18 protein-coding genes, 8 tRNA genes and 2 rRNA genes are annotated in these 18,224 nt (G+C 36.1%); 26 read left to right on the top strand and 2 right to left on the bottom strand.

Features of this window, described 5'->3' with window-relative positions; all coding sequences use genetic code 11:
* The 11 genes from QQZ16_RS12985 to rocF form a co-directional block, all read left to right on the top strand.
* Positions 1 to 125, top strand: a 23S ribosomal RNA gene (locus QQZ16_RS12985); the annotation flags it as partial.
* A gap of 116 nt (positions 126 to 241) precedes the next feature.
* Positions 242 to 359, top strand: a 5S ribosomal RNA gene (gene rrf / locus QQZ16_RS12980).
* Between the two features lie 12 nt (positions 360 to 371).
* Positions 372 to 446 (top strand) — tRNA-Asn (locus QQZ16_RS12975).
* Positions 447 to 474: 28 nt separating this feature from the next.
* A tRNA-Thr gene (locus tag QQZ16_RS12970) sits at positions 475 to 547 on the top strand.
* An 18-nt stretch (positions 548 to 565) separates the two neighbouring features.
* A tRNA-Glu gene (locus QQZ16_RS12965) sits at positions 566 to 640 on the top strand.
* Between the two features lie 4 nt (positions 641 to 644).
* Positions 645 to 720 (top strand) — tRNA-Val (locus QQZ16_RS12960).
* Between the two features lie 27 nt (positions 721 to 747).
* A tRNA-Thr gene (locus QQZ16_RS12955) sits at positions 748 to 823 on the top strand.
* Between the two features lie 31 nt (positions 824 to 854).
* Positions 855 to 938: transfer RNA gene (locus QQZ16_RS12950), tRNA-Tyr, on the top strand.
* A gap of 44 nt (positions 939 to 982) precedes the next feature.
* Positions 983 to 1,057 (top strand) — tRNA-Gln (locus QQZ16_RS12945).
* Position 1,058: 1 nt separating this feature from the next.
* A tRNA-Lys gene (locus QQZ16_RS12940) sits at positions 1,059 to 1,131 on the top strand.
* 338 nt (positions 1,132 to 1,469) lie between these two features.
* Positions 1,470 to 2,366, top strand: coding sequence for an arginase (gene rocF, locus QQZ16_RS12935; protein WP_109769470.1), 897 nt, complete (start codon positions 1,470 to 1,472; stop codon positions 2,364 to 2,366).
* A 104-nt stretch (positions 2,367 to 2,470) separates the two neighbouring features.
* Here the strand turns inward: rocF and QQZ16_RS12930 are convergent, their stop codons facing one another.
* Positions 2,471 to 2,647, bottom strand: a complete 177-nt coding sequence (locus QQZ16_RS12930; RefSeq protein WP_284561400.1) for an aspartyl-phosphate phosphatase Spo0E family protein — start codon at positions 2,645 to 2,647, stop codon at positions 2,471 to 2,473.
* A gap of 528 nt (positions 2,648 to 3,175) precedes the next feature.
* Between QQZ16_RS12930 and sigW the strand changes: the two genes are divergently transcribed.
* The 11 genes from sigW to QQZ16_RS12875 all read left to right on the top strand — a co-directional run bounded on the left by sigW (position 3,176) and on the right by QQZ16_RS12875 (position 15,426).
* Positions 3,176 to 3,739 carry an RNA polymerase sigma factor SigW gene (gene sigW, locus QQZ16_RS12925; protein ID WP_284561399.1) on the top strand — a complete coding sequence of 188 codons (564 nt, stop codon included), beginning with the start codon at positions 3,176 to 3,178 and terminating at the stop codon, positions 3,737 to 3,739.
* The gene (locus QQZ16_RS12920; protein ID WP_284561398.1) at positions 3,732 to 4,406 is read left to right on the top strand and encodes an anti-sigma factor family protein; all 675 of its coding nucleotides are present in this window, start codon (positions 3,732 to 3,734) and stop codon (positions 4,404 to 4,406) included. The genes sigW and QQZ16_RS12920 overlap by 8 nt, the downstream gene beginning before the upstream one ends.
* A gap of 326 nt (positions 4,407 to 4,732) precedes the next feature.
* Positions 4,733 to 5,557, top strand: a complete 825-nt coding sequence (cdaA, locus tag QQZ16_RS12915) for a diadenylate cyclase CdaA (protein WP_031540062.1) — start codon at positions 4,733 to 4,735, stop codon at positions 5,555 to 5,557.
* Positions 5,550 to 6,866, top strand: a complete 1,317-nt coding sequence (locus QQZ16_RS12910) for a CdaR family protein (protein ID WP_284561397.1) — start codon at positions 5,550 to 5,552, stop codon at positions 6,864 to 6,866. The genes cdaA and QQZ16_RS12910 overlap by 8 nt, the downstream gene beginning before the upstream one ends.
* A gap of 43 nt (positions 6,867 to 6,909) precedes the next feature.
* Positions 6,910 to 8,262: a phosphoglucosamine mutase gene (gene glmM, locus QQZ16_RS12905; RefSeq protein ID WP_109769472.1), complete on the top strand. Its 1,353-nt coding sequence runs from the start codon at positions 6,910 to 6,912 to the stop codon at positions 8,260 to 8,262.
* A gap of 271 nt (positions 8,263 to 8,533) precedes the next feature.
* Positions 8,534 to 8,728, top strand: a complete 195-nt coding sequence (locus tag QQZ16_RS12900; protein WP_109769473.1) for a hypothetical protein — start codon at positions 8,534 to 8,536, stop codon at positions 8,726 to 8,728.
* Positions 8,729 to 8,901: 173 nt separating this feature from the next.
* Positions 8,902 to 10,704 carry a glutamine--fructose-6-phosphate transaminase (isomerizing) gene (glmS, locus tag QQZ16_RS12895; RefSeq protein WP_235252589.1) on the top strand — a complete coding sequence of 601 codons (1,803 nt, stop codon included), beginning with the start codon at positions 8,902 to 8,904 and terminating at the stop codon, positions 10,702 to 10,704.
* 580 nt (positions 10,705 to 11,284) lie between these two features.
* Entirely contained in the window at positions 11,285 to 12,568 is a 1,284-nt protein-coding gene (istA, locus tag QQZ16_RS12890) for an IS21 family transposase (protein WP_048717507.1), read from the top strand.
* Entirely contained in the window at positions 12,568 to 13,329 is a 762-nt protein-coding gene (gene istB, locus QQZ16_RS12885; protein ID WP_048717505.1) for an IS21-like element helper ATPase IstB, read from the top strand. Before istA ends, istB begins: the two co-directional genes overlap by 1 nt.
* A gap of 1,199 nt (positions 13,330 to 14,528) precedes the next feature.
* Entirely contained in the window at positions 14,529 to 15,068 is a 540-nt protein-coding gene (locus QQZ16_RS12880) for a hypothetical protein (RefSeq protein WP_284561396.1), read from the top strand.
* Positions 15,069 to 15,105: 37 nt separating this feature from the next.
* On the top strand, positions 15,106 to 15,426 hold the full coding sequence (locus QQZ16_RS12875; RefSeq protein WP_284561395.1) for a hypothetical protein: 321 nt from the start codon (positions 15,106 to 15,108) through the stop codon (positions 15,424 to 15,426).
* Positions 15,427 to 15,544: 118 nt separating this feature from the next.
* Here QQZ16_RS12875 and QQZ16_RS12870 read toward each other — a convergent pair whose 3' ends face one another.
* On the bottom strand, positions 15,545 to 15,712 hold the full coding sequence (locus QQZ16_RS12870) for a hypothetical protein (protein ID WP_284561394.1): 168 nt from the start codon (positions 15,710 to 15,712) through the stop codon (positions 15,545 to 15,547).
* Positions 15,713 to 15,835: 123 nt separating this feature from the next.
* Here QQZ16_RS12870 and QQZ16_RS12865 point away from each other — a divergent pair, with 123 nt between their 5' ends.
* From QQZ16_RS12865 to QQZ16_RS12850, 4 genes are all read left to right on the top strand, one after another.
* On the top strand, positions 15,836 to 16,396 hold the full coding sequence (locus QQZ16_RS12865; protein WP_116354767.1) for a hypothetical protein: 561 nt from the start codon (positions 15,836 to 15,838) through the stop codon (positions 16,394 to 16,396).
* Positions 16,397 to 16,552: 156 nt separating this feature from the next.
* Positions 16,553 to 17,140: an RNA polymerase sigma factor gene (locus QQZ16_RS12860; protein ID WP_284561393.1), complete on the top strand. Its 588-nt coding sequence runs from the start codon at positions 16,553 to 16,555 to the stop codon at positions 17,138 to 17,140.
* Between the two features lie 4 nt (positions 17,141 to 17,144).
* Positions 17,145 to 17,333, top strand: coding sequence for a hypothetical protein (locus tag QQZ16_RS12855; RefSeq protein WP_116354769.1), 189 nt, complete (start codon positions 17,145 to 17,147; stop codon positions 17,331 to 17,333).
* A 201-nt stretch (positions 17,334 to 17,534) separates the two neighbouring features.
* Positions 17,535 to 18,194, top strand: coding sequence for a hypothetical protein (locus QQZ16_RS12850; RefSeq protein ID WP_116354770.1), 660 nt, complete (start codon positions 17,535 to 17,537; stop codon positions 18,192 to 18,194).
* The last annotated feature ends 30 nt before the right edge of the window (positions 18,195 to 18,224 follow it).

Raw genomic sequence — 18,224 nt, 5'->3', positions numbered from 1 at the left:
AAGATGAGATTTCCCATAGCGTAAGCTAGTAAGATCCCTGAAAGATGATCAGGTTGATAGGTCAGAGGTGGAAGCGTGGCGACATGTGGAGCTGACTGATACTAATAGATCGAGGACTTAACTAAAATGATTACTCAATTTTTTCTTTACTTCATAATCTAGTTTTCAGGGAATAATTTTCTAAAATTATACTTGAAAAAATCTCAAAAATATGTATAATAATATATGTCTTGAGAAAAAGTCTGGTGGCGATAGCGAGAAGGTCACACCCGTTCCCATACCGAACACGGAAGTTAAGCTTCTAAAGCGCCGATGGTAGTTGGGGGTTCTCCCCCTGTGAGAGTAGGACGCCGCCAGGCATACCATATTATTCCGCAGTAGCTCAGTGGTAGAGCATTCGGCTGTTAACCGAACGGTCGTAGGTTCGAGTCCTACCTGCGGAGCCATTATTTCAATTTATATGTTAGCCAAAGTGCTTCCATAGCTCAGCAGGTAGAGCACTTCCATGGTAAGGAAGAGGTCACCGGTTCGAGCCCGGTTGGAAGCTTACGAAAAAAGAAAATATGGCCCATTGGTCAAGCGGTTAAGACACCGCCCTTTCACGGCGGTAACACGGGTTCGAATCCCGTATGGGTCACCATTATGGAGGATTAGCTCAGCTGGGAGAGCATCTGCCTTACAAGCAGAGGGTCGGCGGTTCGATCCCGTCATCCTCCACCATTGTTTTTAAAAAGTTTATAAATTTGTGCCGGTTTAGCTCAATTGGTAGAGCAACTGACTTGTAATCAGTAGGTTGGGGGTTCAAGTCCTCTAGCCGGCACCACTGTTTTTAAATTGTCATTAGTTTGAATATCGGAGGGGTAGCGAAGTGGCTAAACGCGGCGGACTGTAAATCCGCTCCTTCGGGTTCGGCGGTTCGAATCCGTCCCCCTCCACCATTTATCATTGGACAATATTAAAATATATGTCCTTTTTATATTTTTGGGCTATAGCCAAGCGGTAAGGCAACGGACTTTGACTCCGTCACTCGTTGGTTCGAATCCAGCTAGCCCAGCCACGAGCCATTAGCTCAGTTGGTAGAGCATCTGACTTTTAATCAGAGGGTCGGAGGTTCGAATCCTCCATGGCTCATTTTTAAATTAAACCAAACACATAAGTGTTTGGTTTTTTGTCTTTCTATTCACAATATAATAAAGTATTTAAAATGAAAATGGCTCTTTTTAAATGCGTATAAAATGATTTATATTGCTGGTATACATTTTATTTGAATGATGGCTTGAAAAGATACATTAACATGGGTTGCCAATGATCTCACTGTGCGTCTACCTATCTTAGAAGATAAGATTCTTTAATCGTGTTTTTGTTTTTTGAATATTCGCATATATATGCATAGAAATGTTGAGTTGAGTCATCGATTTGGAAAAAGGTACAATATAGGGAAAATAGATAAGCGGTTGGGGAGGATTTTCATGAGAAAGCTGACTATTATTGGTATGCCGATGGATCTTGGACAAATGCGTAGAGGCGTAGATATGGGACCTAGTGCTATTCGTTATGCGGGAATATTTGAAAGATTATCAAAGCTATTTTCTACTATAGAAGATTGGGGAGATATTGCAGTAGGAAGACCAGAAACAATAATAGATAAACAAAGTAATCTTAAAAATCTTCATTTAATAGCAGAAAAAAATCAAATGCTTGCAGAAATGGTAGATAAAATTATTCAATCAAAGTCTTTTCCACTTGTGTTAGGTGGAGATCATAGTATCGCAATCGGCACATTAGCTGGTTTAGCTAAGCATTATAAGAATTTAGGCGTCATTTGGTATGATGCACATGGAGATTTAAATACAGCAGAAACTTCCCCATCTGGGAATATTCATGGGATGCCACTTGCTGCTAGTTTGGGATATGGTCATGAACGTTTAACCAATTTACTAGGAATTTCACCTAAAATTAAACCAGAGCATGTAGTGATTATTGGTGCAAGATCTTTAGATGAAGGTGAGCGCAGGTTAATAAAAGAGTTGGGAATTAAAGTGTTTACGATGCATGAGATAGACCGGATGGGGATGACGAAAGTAATGGAAGAAACAGTTCGTTATTTAAAGGACAAAACAGATGGGGTCCATCTATCCCTTGACCTAGATGGCTTAGATCCTAATGATGCGCCAGGTGTCGGAACACCAGTACCAGGAGGAATAAGTTATAGGGAAAGTCATTTAGCTATGGAAATGCTAGCTGAATCAGGGCTAATTACTTCTGCTGAATTCGTAGAGGTCAATCCTATATTAGATGAAAGAAATAAAACGGCGGCGTTAGCAGTAGCATTGATGGGGTCTTTATTTGGGGAAAAATTACTATAAAGTTTATAGAGGTAACTTTATTCCAAAATCCTAAAAAAGTAGGAATGGAAGTACACTATTTTTCATATCATAAGTGGATTAAATGGAATAAAGTTACCTGATTATTATTTAATAGTTAATTCACTACTTAATTTTTCATATTTATTTAATAGCAAATCTAATTTTGTGCTTATGTCAACAACTGTTGGGTGTGAAAAAGAAGTGGTGTTTGCCAAATAGATCATCATTTCTCGATGTTCATCAATGTCTTTTAATAGTTTTCTATCACTCAATTGTTTCACCCTCTATATGTTTTTTGATTATTTCTCCATTAAATATAAGCTCCATTAATCCAATAATGCTTGTCTTGATTTTAGCATATTATTACTCTTTTTATAACCAATTCTAAAAATTTTAAACATTATGTGGCATTATTTGTTAAAATAAGAATGAGTATCCTAAAAAAGATAGATGTGCATTATAGGGAGAATTTTCACTTCTTAAAAAGTGGTATATTTTTTTTGTTCTTTGTTCTACAGATAAATTATTTAATATATATAAAAGTAATATGGAGCGCTCGATTACATGCTGACTCACGCAAATGTAAGGGAGAAAGAGGGAAACATGAGAGCTAAGCTTAGGAGGTCATAAGAGGTCAAATGCTAGGTAATGGAAATGAAAGTTATTTTAAGCTGTTCACCTATAGAAACATAATGAACGAAAACAGTTTATTTTTTTAATACATAATAAAAAATTTTTTAAGAAAAAATGAAACCTTTCCTGCTGTCGATTCGTAAATCGATTAGCCGCACTAGAGCGGAGGTAAATAGATGGAAGCAATCGTAAAAAAAAGGATTCAACAAGTTTTAAAAGGGGATAAAAATGCATTTGGTGACATAATCGAGCTATATAAAGATAAGGTGTTTCAAATTAGTTATCGGATGCTAGGAAATAGGCATGAAGCGGAGGATATAGCACAGGAAGCTTTTATTCGTGCATATGTTAATATCCATCGATATAATATGGAATATAAGTTTTCGACATGGCTATATCGGATTGCAACAAACCTATGTATTGACCGTATAAGAAAAAGAAAGCCAGATTATTATCTTGATGCGGAAGTTCCGGGTACAGACGGCCTTAATATGTATTCGCAAATTCCGTCAGATGGCAGATTGCCTGAGGAAGATGTGGAAGGCATGGAACTACAAGCAATGATACAACAGGAAATTTCAAAGCTTCCTGAAAAGTATCAGGCAGTTATCGTTTTAAAATATATCGAAGAACTTTCTTTAAACGAGATAAGTGAGATTCTGGAGCTTCCTTTAGGAACAGTTAAAACACGCATTCACAGGGGAAGAGAAGCGTTGAGAAAACAATTACGGTATGTCTGATAAAGAAGGTGAAATTAATATGACATGTTCAACAAAGATTTTTTCCTATATGCATCAATATCTTGATGAAGAAATAGAAGAAGTGCATTTGAAAGAATTAAAGGAACATTTAGACCAGTGTGAAGAATGTGCAGCACATTTTCATGAACTGAAGAAAACGATCGCATTGGTCCAAAGCACTTCACATATCCAGGCACCAATGAACTTCACGGAGAATATACTTGATAGGTTGCCAGAAGAGCCAAAACAAGTAAGAGTGAAGCGTTGGCTAAGGCACCATCCTATGCTTGCTGCAGCCTCATTATTTTTAATTTTAATGGTGTCTAGTTTAATGTCAGCATGGAATGAGGATCATCAATTTTCTGTTTCGAAACAACCCAATATACTAGTAGAAAATAATACAGCTATTGTTCCAGAGGGAGAAACAGTAAAAGGTGATATTATTGTTCGAAATGGTGATATTAAAATAGAAGGACAAGTTGAAGGAAATGTAACAGTCATTAATGGGAAAAAATATATGGCTTCTGCCAACCAAGTGACTGGAGAAATAAAAGAAGTGAATGAAGTATTCGAGTGGCTTTGGTACCATATAAAGAAAACCGTGACCGACTTTACGGAATTATTTACGAAAGACAATAAAGAAGAAAATAGCCTCCCTGCAATTTGATGATTGCAGGGTTCTTTTTATTATGTAAAGGGATAAATATAACTGCTTCTGAATTACTATATCTCCAAATAAACATACTACTTTTAAATAAGAAGTCCGTTTATCTTTCTGGTAAAAAGAGGGCTAATTACAATGGAGACACATATACTAATTAGTGGACAATGACTGTTTCTTGCCAGTTGGTTGTGCTTTTCTTTGTATTAATTTGAATTGTGTTATAATATGATAATTGTAGGTTTTTCATCCCGCTATATTATCAATATGGAGGGCCATAATAAACTATTTAAGGTAGCAACTTTTGAAATATATACTTTGGAGGAAGGAAAATGTCGTTTGTAGATTTCCCTTTTTTAAAATATTTAGCGAATACAGTAGACATTATCCTTGTTTGGTATGTCATTTATAAAATTTTCACCATCATACGCGGGACAAAAGCTGTCCAGTTGTTGAATGGGATATTTGTTATTCTAATCATAAAGATGTTAAGTGACTATTTCCAATTACAAACATTAGGCTGGATGATGCAGCAGGTAATACAGTGGGGTGCATTAGCACTTATTATTATCTTCCAGGGAGAATTAAGAAGAGCTCTAGAGCAACTGGGGAGAGGGAAATTCTTCTCGAGGTCTGTGGTTCAAGAACATGAGCTACAACAGCAATTGGTAGAGTCCATTGTAAAGGCAGTAGACTATATGGCTAAACGACGTATAGGAGCATTAATTACGATTGAAAGAGAAACAGGAATGAGTGATTACATAGAAACAGGAATTGCTCTTGACTCAAAGATATCATCAGAGCTATTGATCAATATCTTTATTCCGAATACTCCACTTCATGATGGAGCTGTCATTATACAAAAAACGAATATCGCCGCAGCCGCATGTTACCTTCCTCTATCGGAAAGTCCTTTTATTTCAAAAGAGCTTGGAACTAGACATAGAGCTGCCTTAGGTATTAGTGAAGTCACGGATAGTTTGACCGTTGTGGTTTCAGAAGAAACGGGTTCTATCTCTATAACGAAAAACGGTGATTTGCACAGAGAATTAAAACTAGATGCTTTCAGAGATATGTTATCTAGTGCCTTGATAACACCTTCTACTAAACAAACCACTACAAGTAAGTGGAGCTGGAAGGGGAAGAAAAATGAATAAACTGTTTAATCATGTGATAGGTAAAAATTGGTTTACTAAAGTATTGTCGTTGGCTTTTGCCCTCTTACTTTTTTCCTATGTATATGATCCCAACGAAAGTTCAACAGATGTTAACGTTCCTAGTGATTCGGAAACAGCTATTTTAGAGGATATTCCGGTAACGGCGTATTACGATACTGAAAATGTTGTTGTAACAGGTATACCAAAAACGGTTACGGTAACGTTGAAGGGACCAACTGTTCATATACAACAGGCAAAACTCAAAAAGGACTTTGAAGTATATGTTAATTTAGCAAATGCAGAACTAGGTAGTAAAACTGTTCCACTGCAAATAAAAGATTTATCCGAAAAAATTAAAGCTACAATTGATCCAGAAACAATTAAAGTTACGCTGAAGGAAAAGGTAACAGAAGAATTCACCGTGGAAGCTGAATATAGTAGTAGCTCTATTGAGGATGGCTATACAGCTGAAACAGCAATAGTTGAACCAAAAACAGTTAAGGTTACAGGAGCAAAAGATGATATAGAGAAAATTGCTTATGTCAAAGCAAATGTAAATCTTGATGGAAACATAAATGAGTCGGTTAGTCAGCAAGCGAAGGTTTCTGTGTTGGATAGTAGTCTGAATAAATTAAATGTGCAAGTGGAACCAGAAACAGTGCAAGTGAATATTCCTGTTAAAAGAACAAGTAAAACAGTACCTATCAATATTGTGGAGCAAGGCACGCCGCCTGAAAATATAACGATTGATTCCATTACATTAGATAAAAAGGAAGCAACCATAAGTGCACCAGAAGATATTTTGAAAGAAGTGGAAAGCACAAGAGTTGAGGTTGATCTAAGTGAAATTGAAAAAGATGAGGAATTAACATTGCCAGTTATCATATCCAACGGTGTAACAGCTGTCGATCCTGAGCTTGTTAAGGTAACGGTGAAAGTAACCGTTACGGAAGAGCAGCAGGATGCGGACGAGGAGGAGCAGGAGAATCAGGATTCAGAGGAAGCCGCAGCTGCTGAAAAGATAGATACCAAAACGGTAAGTAGTGTACCAATTACTGTTCAAGGACTGAATAGTAATCTGGAAGCAACCATTGAGAATCCAAAAAGTAGTAGTACAAGTCTTCGCATTTCTGGAGAGGAAAACAGAATCAGGGATTTAAGTGCCTCTGATTTTAATCTCTATTTAGATTTAACAGGGATGGATGATGGCAAGCACGAAGTACCTATTACAGTAGATGGGCCTGAAGATATAGATTGGGAACTTGCTATTGATACAGCAAGTGTGTCCATTACGAATAAAGAAGCTTAACAGAAAACGTGATCTATTACTAGTTAGAAGGAGCGATATAGAAATGGGTAAATATTTCGGTACGGACGGAGTACGAGGTGTGGCAAATAGTGAACTGACACCAGAAATAGCGTTTAAGCTAGGAAGATATGGTGGTTTCGTCCTAACAAAAGACCATGATAGACCAAAGGTATTAATCGGACGAGATACTCGTATTTCCGGACACATGCTGGAAGGTGCGCTTGTAGCAGGATTACTTTCCATCGGTGCAGAGGTAATGCGCTTAGGTGTTATTTCTACACCAGGTGTTTCCTATTTGACAAAAGCTTTAGGAGCACAAGCTGGAGTAATGATTTCTGCATCGCATAACCCGGTCGCAGATAATGGAATTAAATTTTTCGGTCCTGATGGCTTTAAGCTCTCAGATGAGCAGGAGTTAGAAATTGAAGCACTAATCGATAAAGAAGAAGATACATTGCCTAGACCAACTGGTGCTGACCTTGGTCAGGTGGATGATTATTTCGAAGGTGGTCAGAAGTATCTACAATTTTTAAAACAGACAGTGGATGAAGAATTTGCAGGCATTCATATTGCCCTAGATTGTGCACATGGAGCAACATCATCCTTAGCAATGCATTTATTTGCAGATTTAGATGCTGATATTTCTACAATGGGTGCGTCACCAAATGGCTTAAACATTAACGATGGAGTAGGTTCTACACATCCAGAGGCACTAGCTAAATTTGTTTTGGAAAAAGAAGCAGATGTCGGATTAGCCTTTGATGGTGATGGAGATCGTTTGATAGCTATAGATGAAAATGGAGATATAGTAGATGGCGATCAAATAATGTATATTTGTGCAAAATATTTAAAAGAGACAGGAAGACTAAAAAATAATACAGTAGTATCTACCGTAATGAGCAATCTAGGCTTCTATAAGGCGTTAGAACAACATCAAATCACAAGCATTCCAACTGCTGTTGGTGATCGTTATGTAGTGGAGGAAATGCGTAGTAACGGCTATAATCTTGGTGGAGAACAGTCAGGACATATCATTTTTCTTGACTTCAACACAACAGGTGATGGTCTTTTAACTGGATTGCAATTGGTTAACATCATGAAAGTTACAAAGAAAAAATTATCCGAACTTGCAGGAGAAATGAAAAAATTCCCGCAAAAATTAGTGAATATTAGAGTCACGGATAAATTCCATGTCACAGATAATGAAAAAGTAAAAGAAGTTATTGCTAAAGTGGAAAAAGATATGAATGGAAATGGTAGAATATTAGTTCGTCCTTCTGGAACAGAGCCACTTGTTCGTGTTATGGCTGAAGCTCCAACAGAAGAATTGTGTGAGGCTTATGTGAATGTCATTTCTGAAGTAGTTAAAGAAGAAATGGGTTTGCCAGAAGAATAAGCGTATAATAACAAGGAGCTTATACTAATATCTATGCAATTAGGAACGAATTTAGCACGGTAGAATACATTATTAGGGTGAAGGACATTTCAGAAGGAATGTTATTCACCCTATTATTTTTCCACTTTCGTGTCGGAAATGTATCCTACTTCACTTAGTGAAATAAAAATTTACGATTTTGTCATAGGAATGTATTTGACGGAAAGATTCTAGGTAGGGTATGATTAAATTGCTTTTTGAAAAAGCGAAACTATTAACAAGGAGGATAGGAGTGAAAATAGGAAGTGAAGCGCCTGGACTAGTGATGGACGACACGAAACTAGTTGACGAGGAGGAGGTTTATCGATTTTTCGGCGGATGCCTCCCGGTTGTGTTAGCCAATCGTAAGTACTACTTTAAAACATTAAGGCAACTTAATGCACAAAGAGTAGGGCATGCTAACAACAAGAGCATTACTTTTAAGTAGTATCGTTTACATTGTTCCGTTTATATATGCTTATCCGAAGGGAATAGAAGCATGGATGGGAAAGTAACAATGGATAGTGATAAGACTTATAAAAAAAATAATCAGAGGTAAGGGAGCAAGTTTGTTCCCTTAAATAGTGACTTCTTGCTCCCTTAGAACGGAGGAAAAGAAGTATGTGCGGAATTGTTGGTTATATTGGAAACCAGGATGCGAAAGAGATTTTATTAAAAGGTTTAGAAAAACTTGAATATAGAGGCTATGACTCAGCTGGTATTGCATTAAGCAATGGAGAAGGAGTTCAAGTATTTAAAGAAAAAGGACGAATTGCGGACCTTCGTAATATTGTGGATGAAGAAGTATTCGCACCAGCAGGAATTGGTCATACACGCTGGGCAACACATGGTGTACCAAGCAGATTAAATGCTCACCCACATAAGAGTGCATCAGAGCGTTTCACTATTGTTCATAACGGAGTAATTGAGAACTACGACTTATTAAAGAAAGAATATCTTGCTGATAGTACTTTAAAAAGTGATACAGATACAGAAGTAGTAGTTCAACTTATTGAACATTTTGTAGAAGCAGGAAGCGATGTAAAGGCAGCATTTGTTCAAACATTAAAATTATTAAAAGGGTCTTATGCTTTTGCTTTATTAGATGAGCAAAACAAAGACGTGATATATGTAGCAAAAAATAAAAGCCCGCTATTGATCGGTTTAGGTGAAAGCTTCAATGTCATTGCAAGTGATGCAATGGCTATGCTACAAGTAACAGATCAATATGTGGAATTAGTGGATAAAGAAATTGTTATCGTGACAAAAGACAGTGTAACAATTGAGACTTTAGAGGGAGAAATTATTTCCCGGGAAGCATATACAGCAGAATTAGATGCTAGTGATATCGAAAAGGGAACATACCCTCACTATATGTTAAAAGAAATTGACGAACAGCCAGTAGCTATTCGCAAAATCATTCAGGAATATCAAGATAAGGATGGTAAGCTAACGATTGATCCAGCAATTGTTGAAGCAGTAAATGCTGCAGATCGTCTATATATTGTTGCTGCTGGTACATCTTATCATGCCGGTCTTCTTGGAAAGCAATTTATTGAGAAATTAGCAAAAATTCCAGTTGAGGTTCATGTTGCAAGTGAATTTAGCTATAATATGCCATTGCTTTCGGAAAAACCATTGTTCATTTTCATTACACAAAGTGGAGAAACAGCAGATAGTCGCGCAGTACTTGTACAAGTGAAGGAAATGGGTTATCCAACGCTAACCATTACAAATGTACCAGGCTCCACATTGTCTCGTGAAGCTGACCATACCTTATTATTATTTGCTGGTCCTGAGATTGCTGTAGCATCAACGAAAGCATATACTTCGCAAATGGCTGTATTATCTATCCTTGCAGAAGTAATGGCGAAAAGCAAAGGCTATGACGTTGATCTTGACCTTATTCATGAACTAGGCATCATTGCAAATGCAATGGAAGTTATTTTTGAAGATAAGGAAGAGCTTGAGGCAATCGCTAAGGAATATCTTGAAACCTCAAGAAATGCATTCTTTATCGGACGTGGAATTGATTACTATGTTGGTTTAGAAGGTGCTCTAAAATTAAAAGAAATCTCTTACATCCAAGCAGAAGGTTTCGCAGGTGGAGAATTAAAGCATGGAACAATCGCTTTAATTGAAGATGGAACACCTATTATCGCATTAGCAACACAAGAAAGTGTTAACTTAAGCATACGTGGTAACGTAAAAGAGGTAGTAGCTCGTGGAGCAAATCCGTGCATCATTTCCATGAAAGGCTTAGAAATGGATGATGATCGCTACATCGTACCAACTGTGCACGATCTGTTAACACCCCTTATCTCTGTAGTACCATTACAATTAATTGCTTACTATGCAGCGCTTCATAGAGGCTGTGACGTAGATAAACCACGTAACTTGGCAAAGAGTGTTACGGTGGAGTGATTTGAAATTCTTTGTGGTATGAAACTTAAACCTTGGTACAGTGCAATTGTTACTGTACCAAGGTTTTTAATTTTTAACAAAATAAAGTTTCTTTAAAATTATTTTAGCTCGCGTTTATTTTCTTTTAAAAATTCTTTATAATTTTCTCCCCATTTGTCTTCCTGTAACTTTCTCGGTTCGCAAGTAACTTTGTTCTTCCCTGCTGTAACTAAGTTGGTTTCTGAGTGGGAAAAGAACGATGAGAAGAACATGAGATACAATATGTACTTGTATATAGCTGTCTTATTCTTCTTCCCCACGCTAAAAAGTCGGTACCTACTGCTAAATAGTTGGTATCCAGAGTGGAAGGAAGAGTGACGAAATAAGAGCAGGCGAACAATATGTACTCAATCAATAATCAATCGTAAAATCAATGCGAATCAAGGCTGGATCCAATACGGGTCCAGTCTTTTCTATTTTGTTCAATATCCCCTCAATCCCTTGTTCAATATAGAAATGATAATTTAAATATGTACAAACGTGCTTGAATAAAGATGTACAAAATTGATTATGAATTACATACTAATATTGGGTGATTAGTATGTACATAAAGTTAAATATTGAAACAGATTTTGAGATTAAGAGTCTTTCAGATTTAGGAAAATTCAAACAAGTAATGGAGCAGTTAAAGATGAAAATTAATAAAAGTGAATTAGCTAGGGAATTAGGGGTAGATCGTAGAACAATCGATAAATATCTCAATGGGTTTATTCCAAAACGTACAAGGAAAAAGGCATCTATGCTTGATGAATATTATGAAATTATAGCCGCACTTTTATCGGAGGATTCGAAACAGAAGTTTTATTATCGGAGGGTGCTTTGGCAATATTTAAAAGATAATCATGGTCTTGATTGTTCGGCTTCTACATTTAGGGCGTATATAGCTAGAATACCAGAATTTAAAGCTTATTTTGATGAGGACAAAAAGATTGCCTCCCCCAAAGGGGCAGCTCGTTTTGAAACAGCACCAGGTAAACAAGCACAACTAGATTGGAAAGAAAGTATTCTATTTGATACTAAGGATGGTCAACAGGTAGAAGTGAATGTGGCCGTTCTTGTTCTTTCTTATTCAAGGTTCCGCACGTTCCATCTAAGTATCTCTAAATCACAAAGTACATTGTTTTCGTTTTTAACGGAAACATTTGAAGCACTTGGTGGTGTTCCTTCAGAGATAATTACGGACAATATGAAAACAGTTATGGATGAAGCTAGAACAGAATTTTCTAGCGGAAAAGTGAATAATAAGTTTGCACAATTCGCTAACGACTTTGGTTTTAAAGTAAAACCTTGTGTAGCAGGCAGACCACGTACAAAAGGAAAAGTAGAAACAACGATGAAACTATTAGATGAAATTCATGCTTATCAAGGTCAACTGACCTTAGAAGAATTACACCGATTTGTACAGGATTTATGTAATCGAGTCAATCATGAGGTACATCAGGGGACTGGCAAGATACCAGTATTAGAATTTAAAAAAGAAAAGAACCTCTTACACCAGCTACCAACTGTCCAAGTAAGAGATTTCTATCGAATCAATCATAAGCTTGTAAAGGTGAATGCCTCCAACATGATTTCTTACAAATCGAATCAATACTCGGTACCAGCAAAATACCAAGGAAAGAGAGTTGGACTACAAGTGTATGATGATCAAATATGGGTTTATTATAACACGGAGCTCATCGCACAACATCCCTTAAGTGGGAAGAAATTAAATTATCAAGAAACCCACTATCAGGAATCACTAGGGGTTTCTATGCCTAACTATCCTAATATTGATGAGTTAGCGAAAAAGAACTTAGCAGCGATTGGAGAAGTGTATAAATAATGAATCAAGTAACAACAAATCATCAGCAATTATTAAAGAATCTAGAGTATCTGGGGCTTAAGCAAATGACGTTACATTTAAATGAAGTCATAGACTTTAGTGTAAATAATCAATTGTCCTTTAATGATACTTTGATTAAATTAACGAACTATGAAATTGATGTCCGAGAGCAAAATATGACACAGGCAATGGTGAAAGTAGGTGCATTCCCACATCGTAAAGAAATAACTGATTTCGATTTTGATTTTCAACCCTCCATTAACCGACAACAAATCTTAGATTTTTTAACGCTCCGTTTTATAGAGGAGAATGAAAATATCGTTTTCTTGGGTACAAGTGGTGTTGGAAAGACCCATTTGGCCACTTCAATCGGAATTGCCGCAGCGAAGAAACGAACTAGTACTTATTTTATTAAGTGCCATGATTTAATCCAGAATTTGAAGAAAGCACGGTTGGAAAACCGTTTAGAAAGTCGTTTAAAGCATTATGCCAAGTACAAGCTTTTAATCGTAGATGAAATTGGTTACTTGCCAATAGATGCGGAAGATGCGAAGCTCTTTTTTCAGCTCATTGACATGAGATACGAAAAGAAAAGTACGATTCTCACTACAAATGTAAATTTCAAAGAGTGGGATACAATTTTTCAAGAGACTAAACTAGCGAATGCGATTTTAGATCGTATTTTACATCACGCAACTGTCGTAACCATTGTAGGTGATTCTTATCGATTAAAGGCTCATTTAACGCAAGAAAACGAGTGATTTTGTACATCCTTACGCAAGCAAAATTGTACATATTTGTGTTGACATTTATACTCTTAATTCTTCTTTCCATTATGGAAGAACTAAGTTACAATGTCCGAATATTCTATACAAGCCGGAAGGGGAAAAAGAGGGGGAAATCGGGTGATTTGGGGAAGAACAATAAAGCAGAAGGAAGAGTAATGGAATGAAGAGTTAGGAGGTAAGAGGCTTAGAATGGCAAGGGTTTGAGGGGAGTGAGGGGGAGAGGAAGGCGGGGAAGGACTTTTTAGCAGGGCAATAAATCCGTGTCAAACCAAAATAAAGTTTGCAGAATGAGAAAAAAGTCTGCTTAATAAGAAAAAAGTTTGCACAAAGTCTCGTGGTGTATCCAGAATATGGGTATAATTACGGGGCTTATATGTAGCTGTCTTATTCCACTTCCCCATGCTAAAAAGTTGGTTCCCACTGCTTTATAGTTGGTATCCAAACGGCAAAGGAAGCGGTCAGAGCAGCGGTCAGATTTTTATGTATTCAATCGTTTTTCAATCGGTTTTTTCAATCAAAAATCAATATCAATTCGGGGCGGGTCCAATAGGACTTCGTCCCTTTTCTTTTTTACCAATAGCCCCTCAATCCCTTGACCACTTGGGGTTCATAGCGTGTTCAGTTGTTTTTCATATCGTTTTCTATACAGTTCGAAAGAACACGGGTTAGAAGAAAGAGAGTGCTGAGAAAAGAGGTTTTTTCAGGCTCTTTTTTCATGTTTTTTTCTTATTTCTGTTCCCGTTCAGGGAATATCTATTTAACATTGGCAGAATATTCGATACAAGCCAGAACAGAAAAAGGAGGGCGAAAATGGGGGTTTTGGGGAAGAACAATATAGCAGAACGGAATGAAGAAAAAAGGCGAGATAAGAGGGTTGGGTCTTAGAGTCGCAAGGGTTTGGGGGGAGTGAGGGGGAGATGAAGGCGGGGAAGGACATTTTGGCAGGGGAATATAGTTATTAACTTGTTGTTTTATTTTTACAACACATATAATGTCCCAGTATATTGAAGGTACACTACTAGCTGTAGGTTAGATGAGTTTTGATTAATGATGTCTGTAGTTGTTGAATATGACTATCATTTTTAATTAGTTAATTTGATAGTAACTTCAAGGCGTAATTATAGAGGCTCACACAGTATATATCAATTCTAATTAAAAATGGAGGTTTATGTATGAATACGAGAAAAATGGCTATGGAAAGTATTATCGAGTTTATTGAGTCTGATGAAAAATGTGCTTTATTAACTGGGACTTTTCAAAATGAGAAACATCCTTTAGTTTTAAGGACTATAAATGATTTATTCAAAGGGAGCAGAATATTATTTAGAGCCAACTCAATGCAGAATTTAAGCACATTCTTTAGGGCTAATAAAAACTTTAAGACGGGTGTTGCATACAATTTAGGAAGTAACACAATGTTTGTTGACACCATTAACCCTCGAACATGGAGGAGTTCTCCTAACAGTTTCAATTTCGCTGTTGTTTATCCGTTTGATTCTGTAACGAAAGACAGTAATAAACAGAGCATTATGGATGATTTATTTAAGCACAGAAATATTGAAAAGATATTTTTAGTTAGTTGGACAGATAATATAGACTTTTCTTGGTCTGATGAATATGTTGATCGGAAAATTACCTTCGATGCGGAAGAGGAAAAGCCTGAATACCATCAAAGGATGATTGATCTATTAACGAAAAATAAGGATTGGTAGAAGTACTGTCGATAAAGAAACGAATAAGGAGGATTGCATGAATAAGTTTTTCCGAAAGCCGTCTAAGGTTGCGTTAATTTCCCTAATCGCTACTATAGTTGTTACTGTTTTACTCTTGTGTGTATTGAGGTTATCAGGAGTAGATTCAAGGATTGTACATATGATTGGTAAAGCGACAATTGCAATTTCTTTACTTTTCTTAATGCTTAACCCATTATTTGGCTTTATCTATTCATTTTTCGTTAAAGGAAAAAGTAAAATTCTGTATATCCTGTTGCATTTAGCTTGCATATGCACAATTTCAGTTTTAGCGTTTACGGCTTTTATGTTTCGATACTTTGTACCTTTTGCTCCATAGAAACCTAAAAATGAGGTTATGAGGGGGTGTGAGAAATTCCAAAAGTGTCAGCTATGTTGGGAGTAATTTCAGGGGCGTTTTCAATTTGCTTATGGGTTATCTTTAGCTTCTTCAATCCTTATTCAAATACAACTGATATTGAACCCATTTTAAATACGTTTTTCATGCTATGTATTCCTGCTTGTTTAGCAATTATTTCTTCTTTAATCTCTAAAAAAGTATTATTGTTAATTGCTTTTATATGGTCGTTACCAATCAGTTTATATGTAAAGATGACTCCAAGCATTTTTGCTTTATTTGGGGTTACATGCTTTGCCTATTTACTCAGCTATTTCTTGATGTATTTAAAGAAATGAGGAAATCGGTGTTCAAATGATATATTCAGAGAGATTGAGGTGATTATTTGAAAATGGCAATTCCAATTCTCGTTTGTATAATCATTGGTATTATATTTATAGGCTCATTTCCTTCGATAACAAGTGCTTGTTCGTGTGCAGAATTACCAGGTGTAGAAGAAGAATTTGAACGTTCAAAAGCCGTATTTAGTGGGAAAGTTATTGATATACGAGAGAAACGAAGTTTAAAAGGATATACGACTAAATCAGTCCTCTTTGAAGTAACGAACACCTGGAAGGGTGTAGAGCAATCACAAATAATCATTACCACTGGACAAGGTGGTGGAGACTGTGGATATGACTTTAAAGAAGGGGAAGAGTATTTGGTCTATGCTTACGAATCAACTATGTATGGAAAAAAAACGCTTGTAACAATCATTTGCGATCGTACGAATGAATTGGGTTCCTCAGAGGAAGATTTGGCGATACTTGGGGAAGGACAGCCTCCGATTGAAGAAGTTGATTTAACAGATAAGCAGGAAGGAAATGGGTTATATATATGGGGTGCAGTAGTTATAGCCATCGGTATTGTTTTATTTTTCGTATTTAAGAGACGCACAAGGTCAAATAGTTAAGGGAGCGATTGTCAGTGATTAAAGACCTGTTATGCAAAGTTGATACACTAATGTAATAATTATGTAATAGACTGGTAATCTGTTTCCCTCAATTTCCAAAGTTGTGTTACCATAATATTAACAAATATTAGGGAATTGGTAAGCGAGTGAGGAACATTGGTTGTATTAGAAGAAAAAGGGAACATAAAGACTCTTGTTCCATCTCACAGTTTATGTGAAACAGACTTAGAAGAGTTAATTAATGAATATGAAAAAGAATTACGCTATTTTGCCTACAAAATTGTTCGTGACTGGATAATAGTTGACGATATTATGCAGGAGGTATTCATTAAGATATTTCTAAAGTTGGACTCGTTCGAAAAAAGATCTTCTATTAGATCGTGGTTATATAAAATTACTTATAATCAATGCATCGATTATTTTCGAAGTAAAACGATAAAATCTCCTATGTTAATTGAATATCTCGAAGAAATTAAAGTAGCAAATACTGACTCGGCAGAAATTGAAGCAATAGAAAAGTTTGAGAAGGAATGGTTATGCCACACAGTTAATTCTTTACCTAACCAATACAAGGAACCGATTTTACTTTTTTATTTTAAACAGTATTCCTATAAAGAAATTAGTGAGACTTTAAATGAAAATATTGGTGTCATTAAGAATAGACTTTTTAGAGGAAGACGTTTGCTAAAGGAAAAATACTTCGATTATCAAGTTAGCTATGATCGAAAAGGAACGGAGTTATAACAATATGAATTCTTTTATTGTGATTATCATAATTGTTTTAGCTATTATTGCGGATTTCTTTTGGTTCGATGTTGATAAAAAAAGATGGGGATGGATGAAGAACTGGTCAAATCTCCAAAAGGTTTTATTCTTCTCAGGTTTTGCAGTTGTTTCAGGATTAATTTACGTTGGATTGAGTTTAGGTTTTTTCTAAAAACGTGGGCATTATCACTGGGATAATGCCCTTATTTATTGAATTTCCCTTTTAAAATTCTGCCACAAATCCCAAAGAGTAAATTTAGTTAAATGAAATAGTCAAAATAATTGAAAAATGTGATACCAAAATCATTTAAGTTTCGTAGATACATAGTGAAAACAATTTTTAACTAATTCTGGATAAAAGGATGTGTTCCTTATGATGAAAAGTAAAAAAATGTTATATCTTTCTCTTATTCTTTTTATTGCATCTCTTGTCCTAAATTTCCCTTTTCCACACGAAAGTCCTTATGGTGAGACTGTCGCATCGGTATTGAATATACCAGTTCAATCTGTTAATGGATTACATTATGTAGGAATTGCTTCATTAGCTTTATTGATTGCAAGTTTGTATTTCCTTACCAAATCGGTAGAAAAATATCATGGGCGTGTTGTCTTGGTTGCCATTGTTCTCGCTTTATTCGCACCATCGATGATTGCCAGTTCGTTTCAAAAAACATTTGCAACAGGTATTTATGCTGTTTCTTATGAGCGTGATTGGAGCAACTGTCAATTTGAAATGATCGGTGAAACAACATTGCGTGGAGAATGTGAACTTCCTTTTGAAAATTACAGTAGGAATGATGTCCAATTCACCATTGAATTTTATGAAAAATACTATTTTGAAGATGATGTACTCATGGTTTCACTCATGAACAACAATGATCCGTATGAGGTGAAGCTAAAGGGAAATGAAAGAAAAACAGTGAAAATTGAGTCAAATATAGACGTTTCAAATATGGAAAATCATATTGAACAGGGTAGTTCAACAGGTGTAAATATCATCATTAAGTCGGGAGAAAAAATAAGGAAACTTTAAAGTTGTTAAATTGAATAGAGGTGAAAACGC

The organism is Bacillus sp. T2.9-1, assembly GCF_950097965.1.
Lineage (GTDB): Bacteria > Bacillota > Bacilli > Bacillales > Cytobacillaceae > Niallia > Niallia hominis.
The sequence above is the reverse complement of the archived record's forward strand: the minus strand, read 5'-3'. Positions and strand labels throughout refer to the sequence as shown.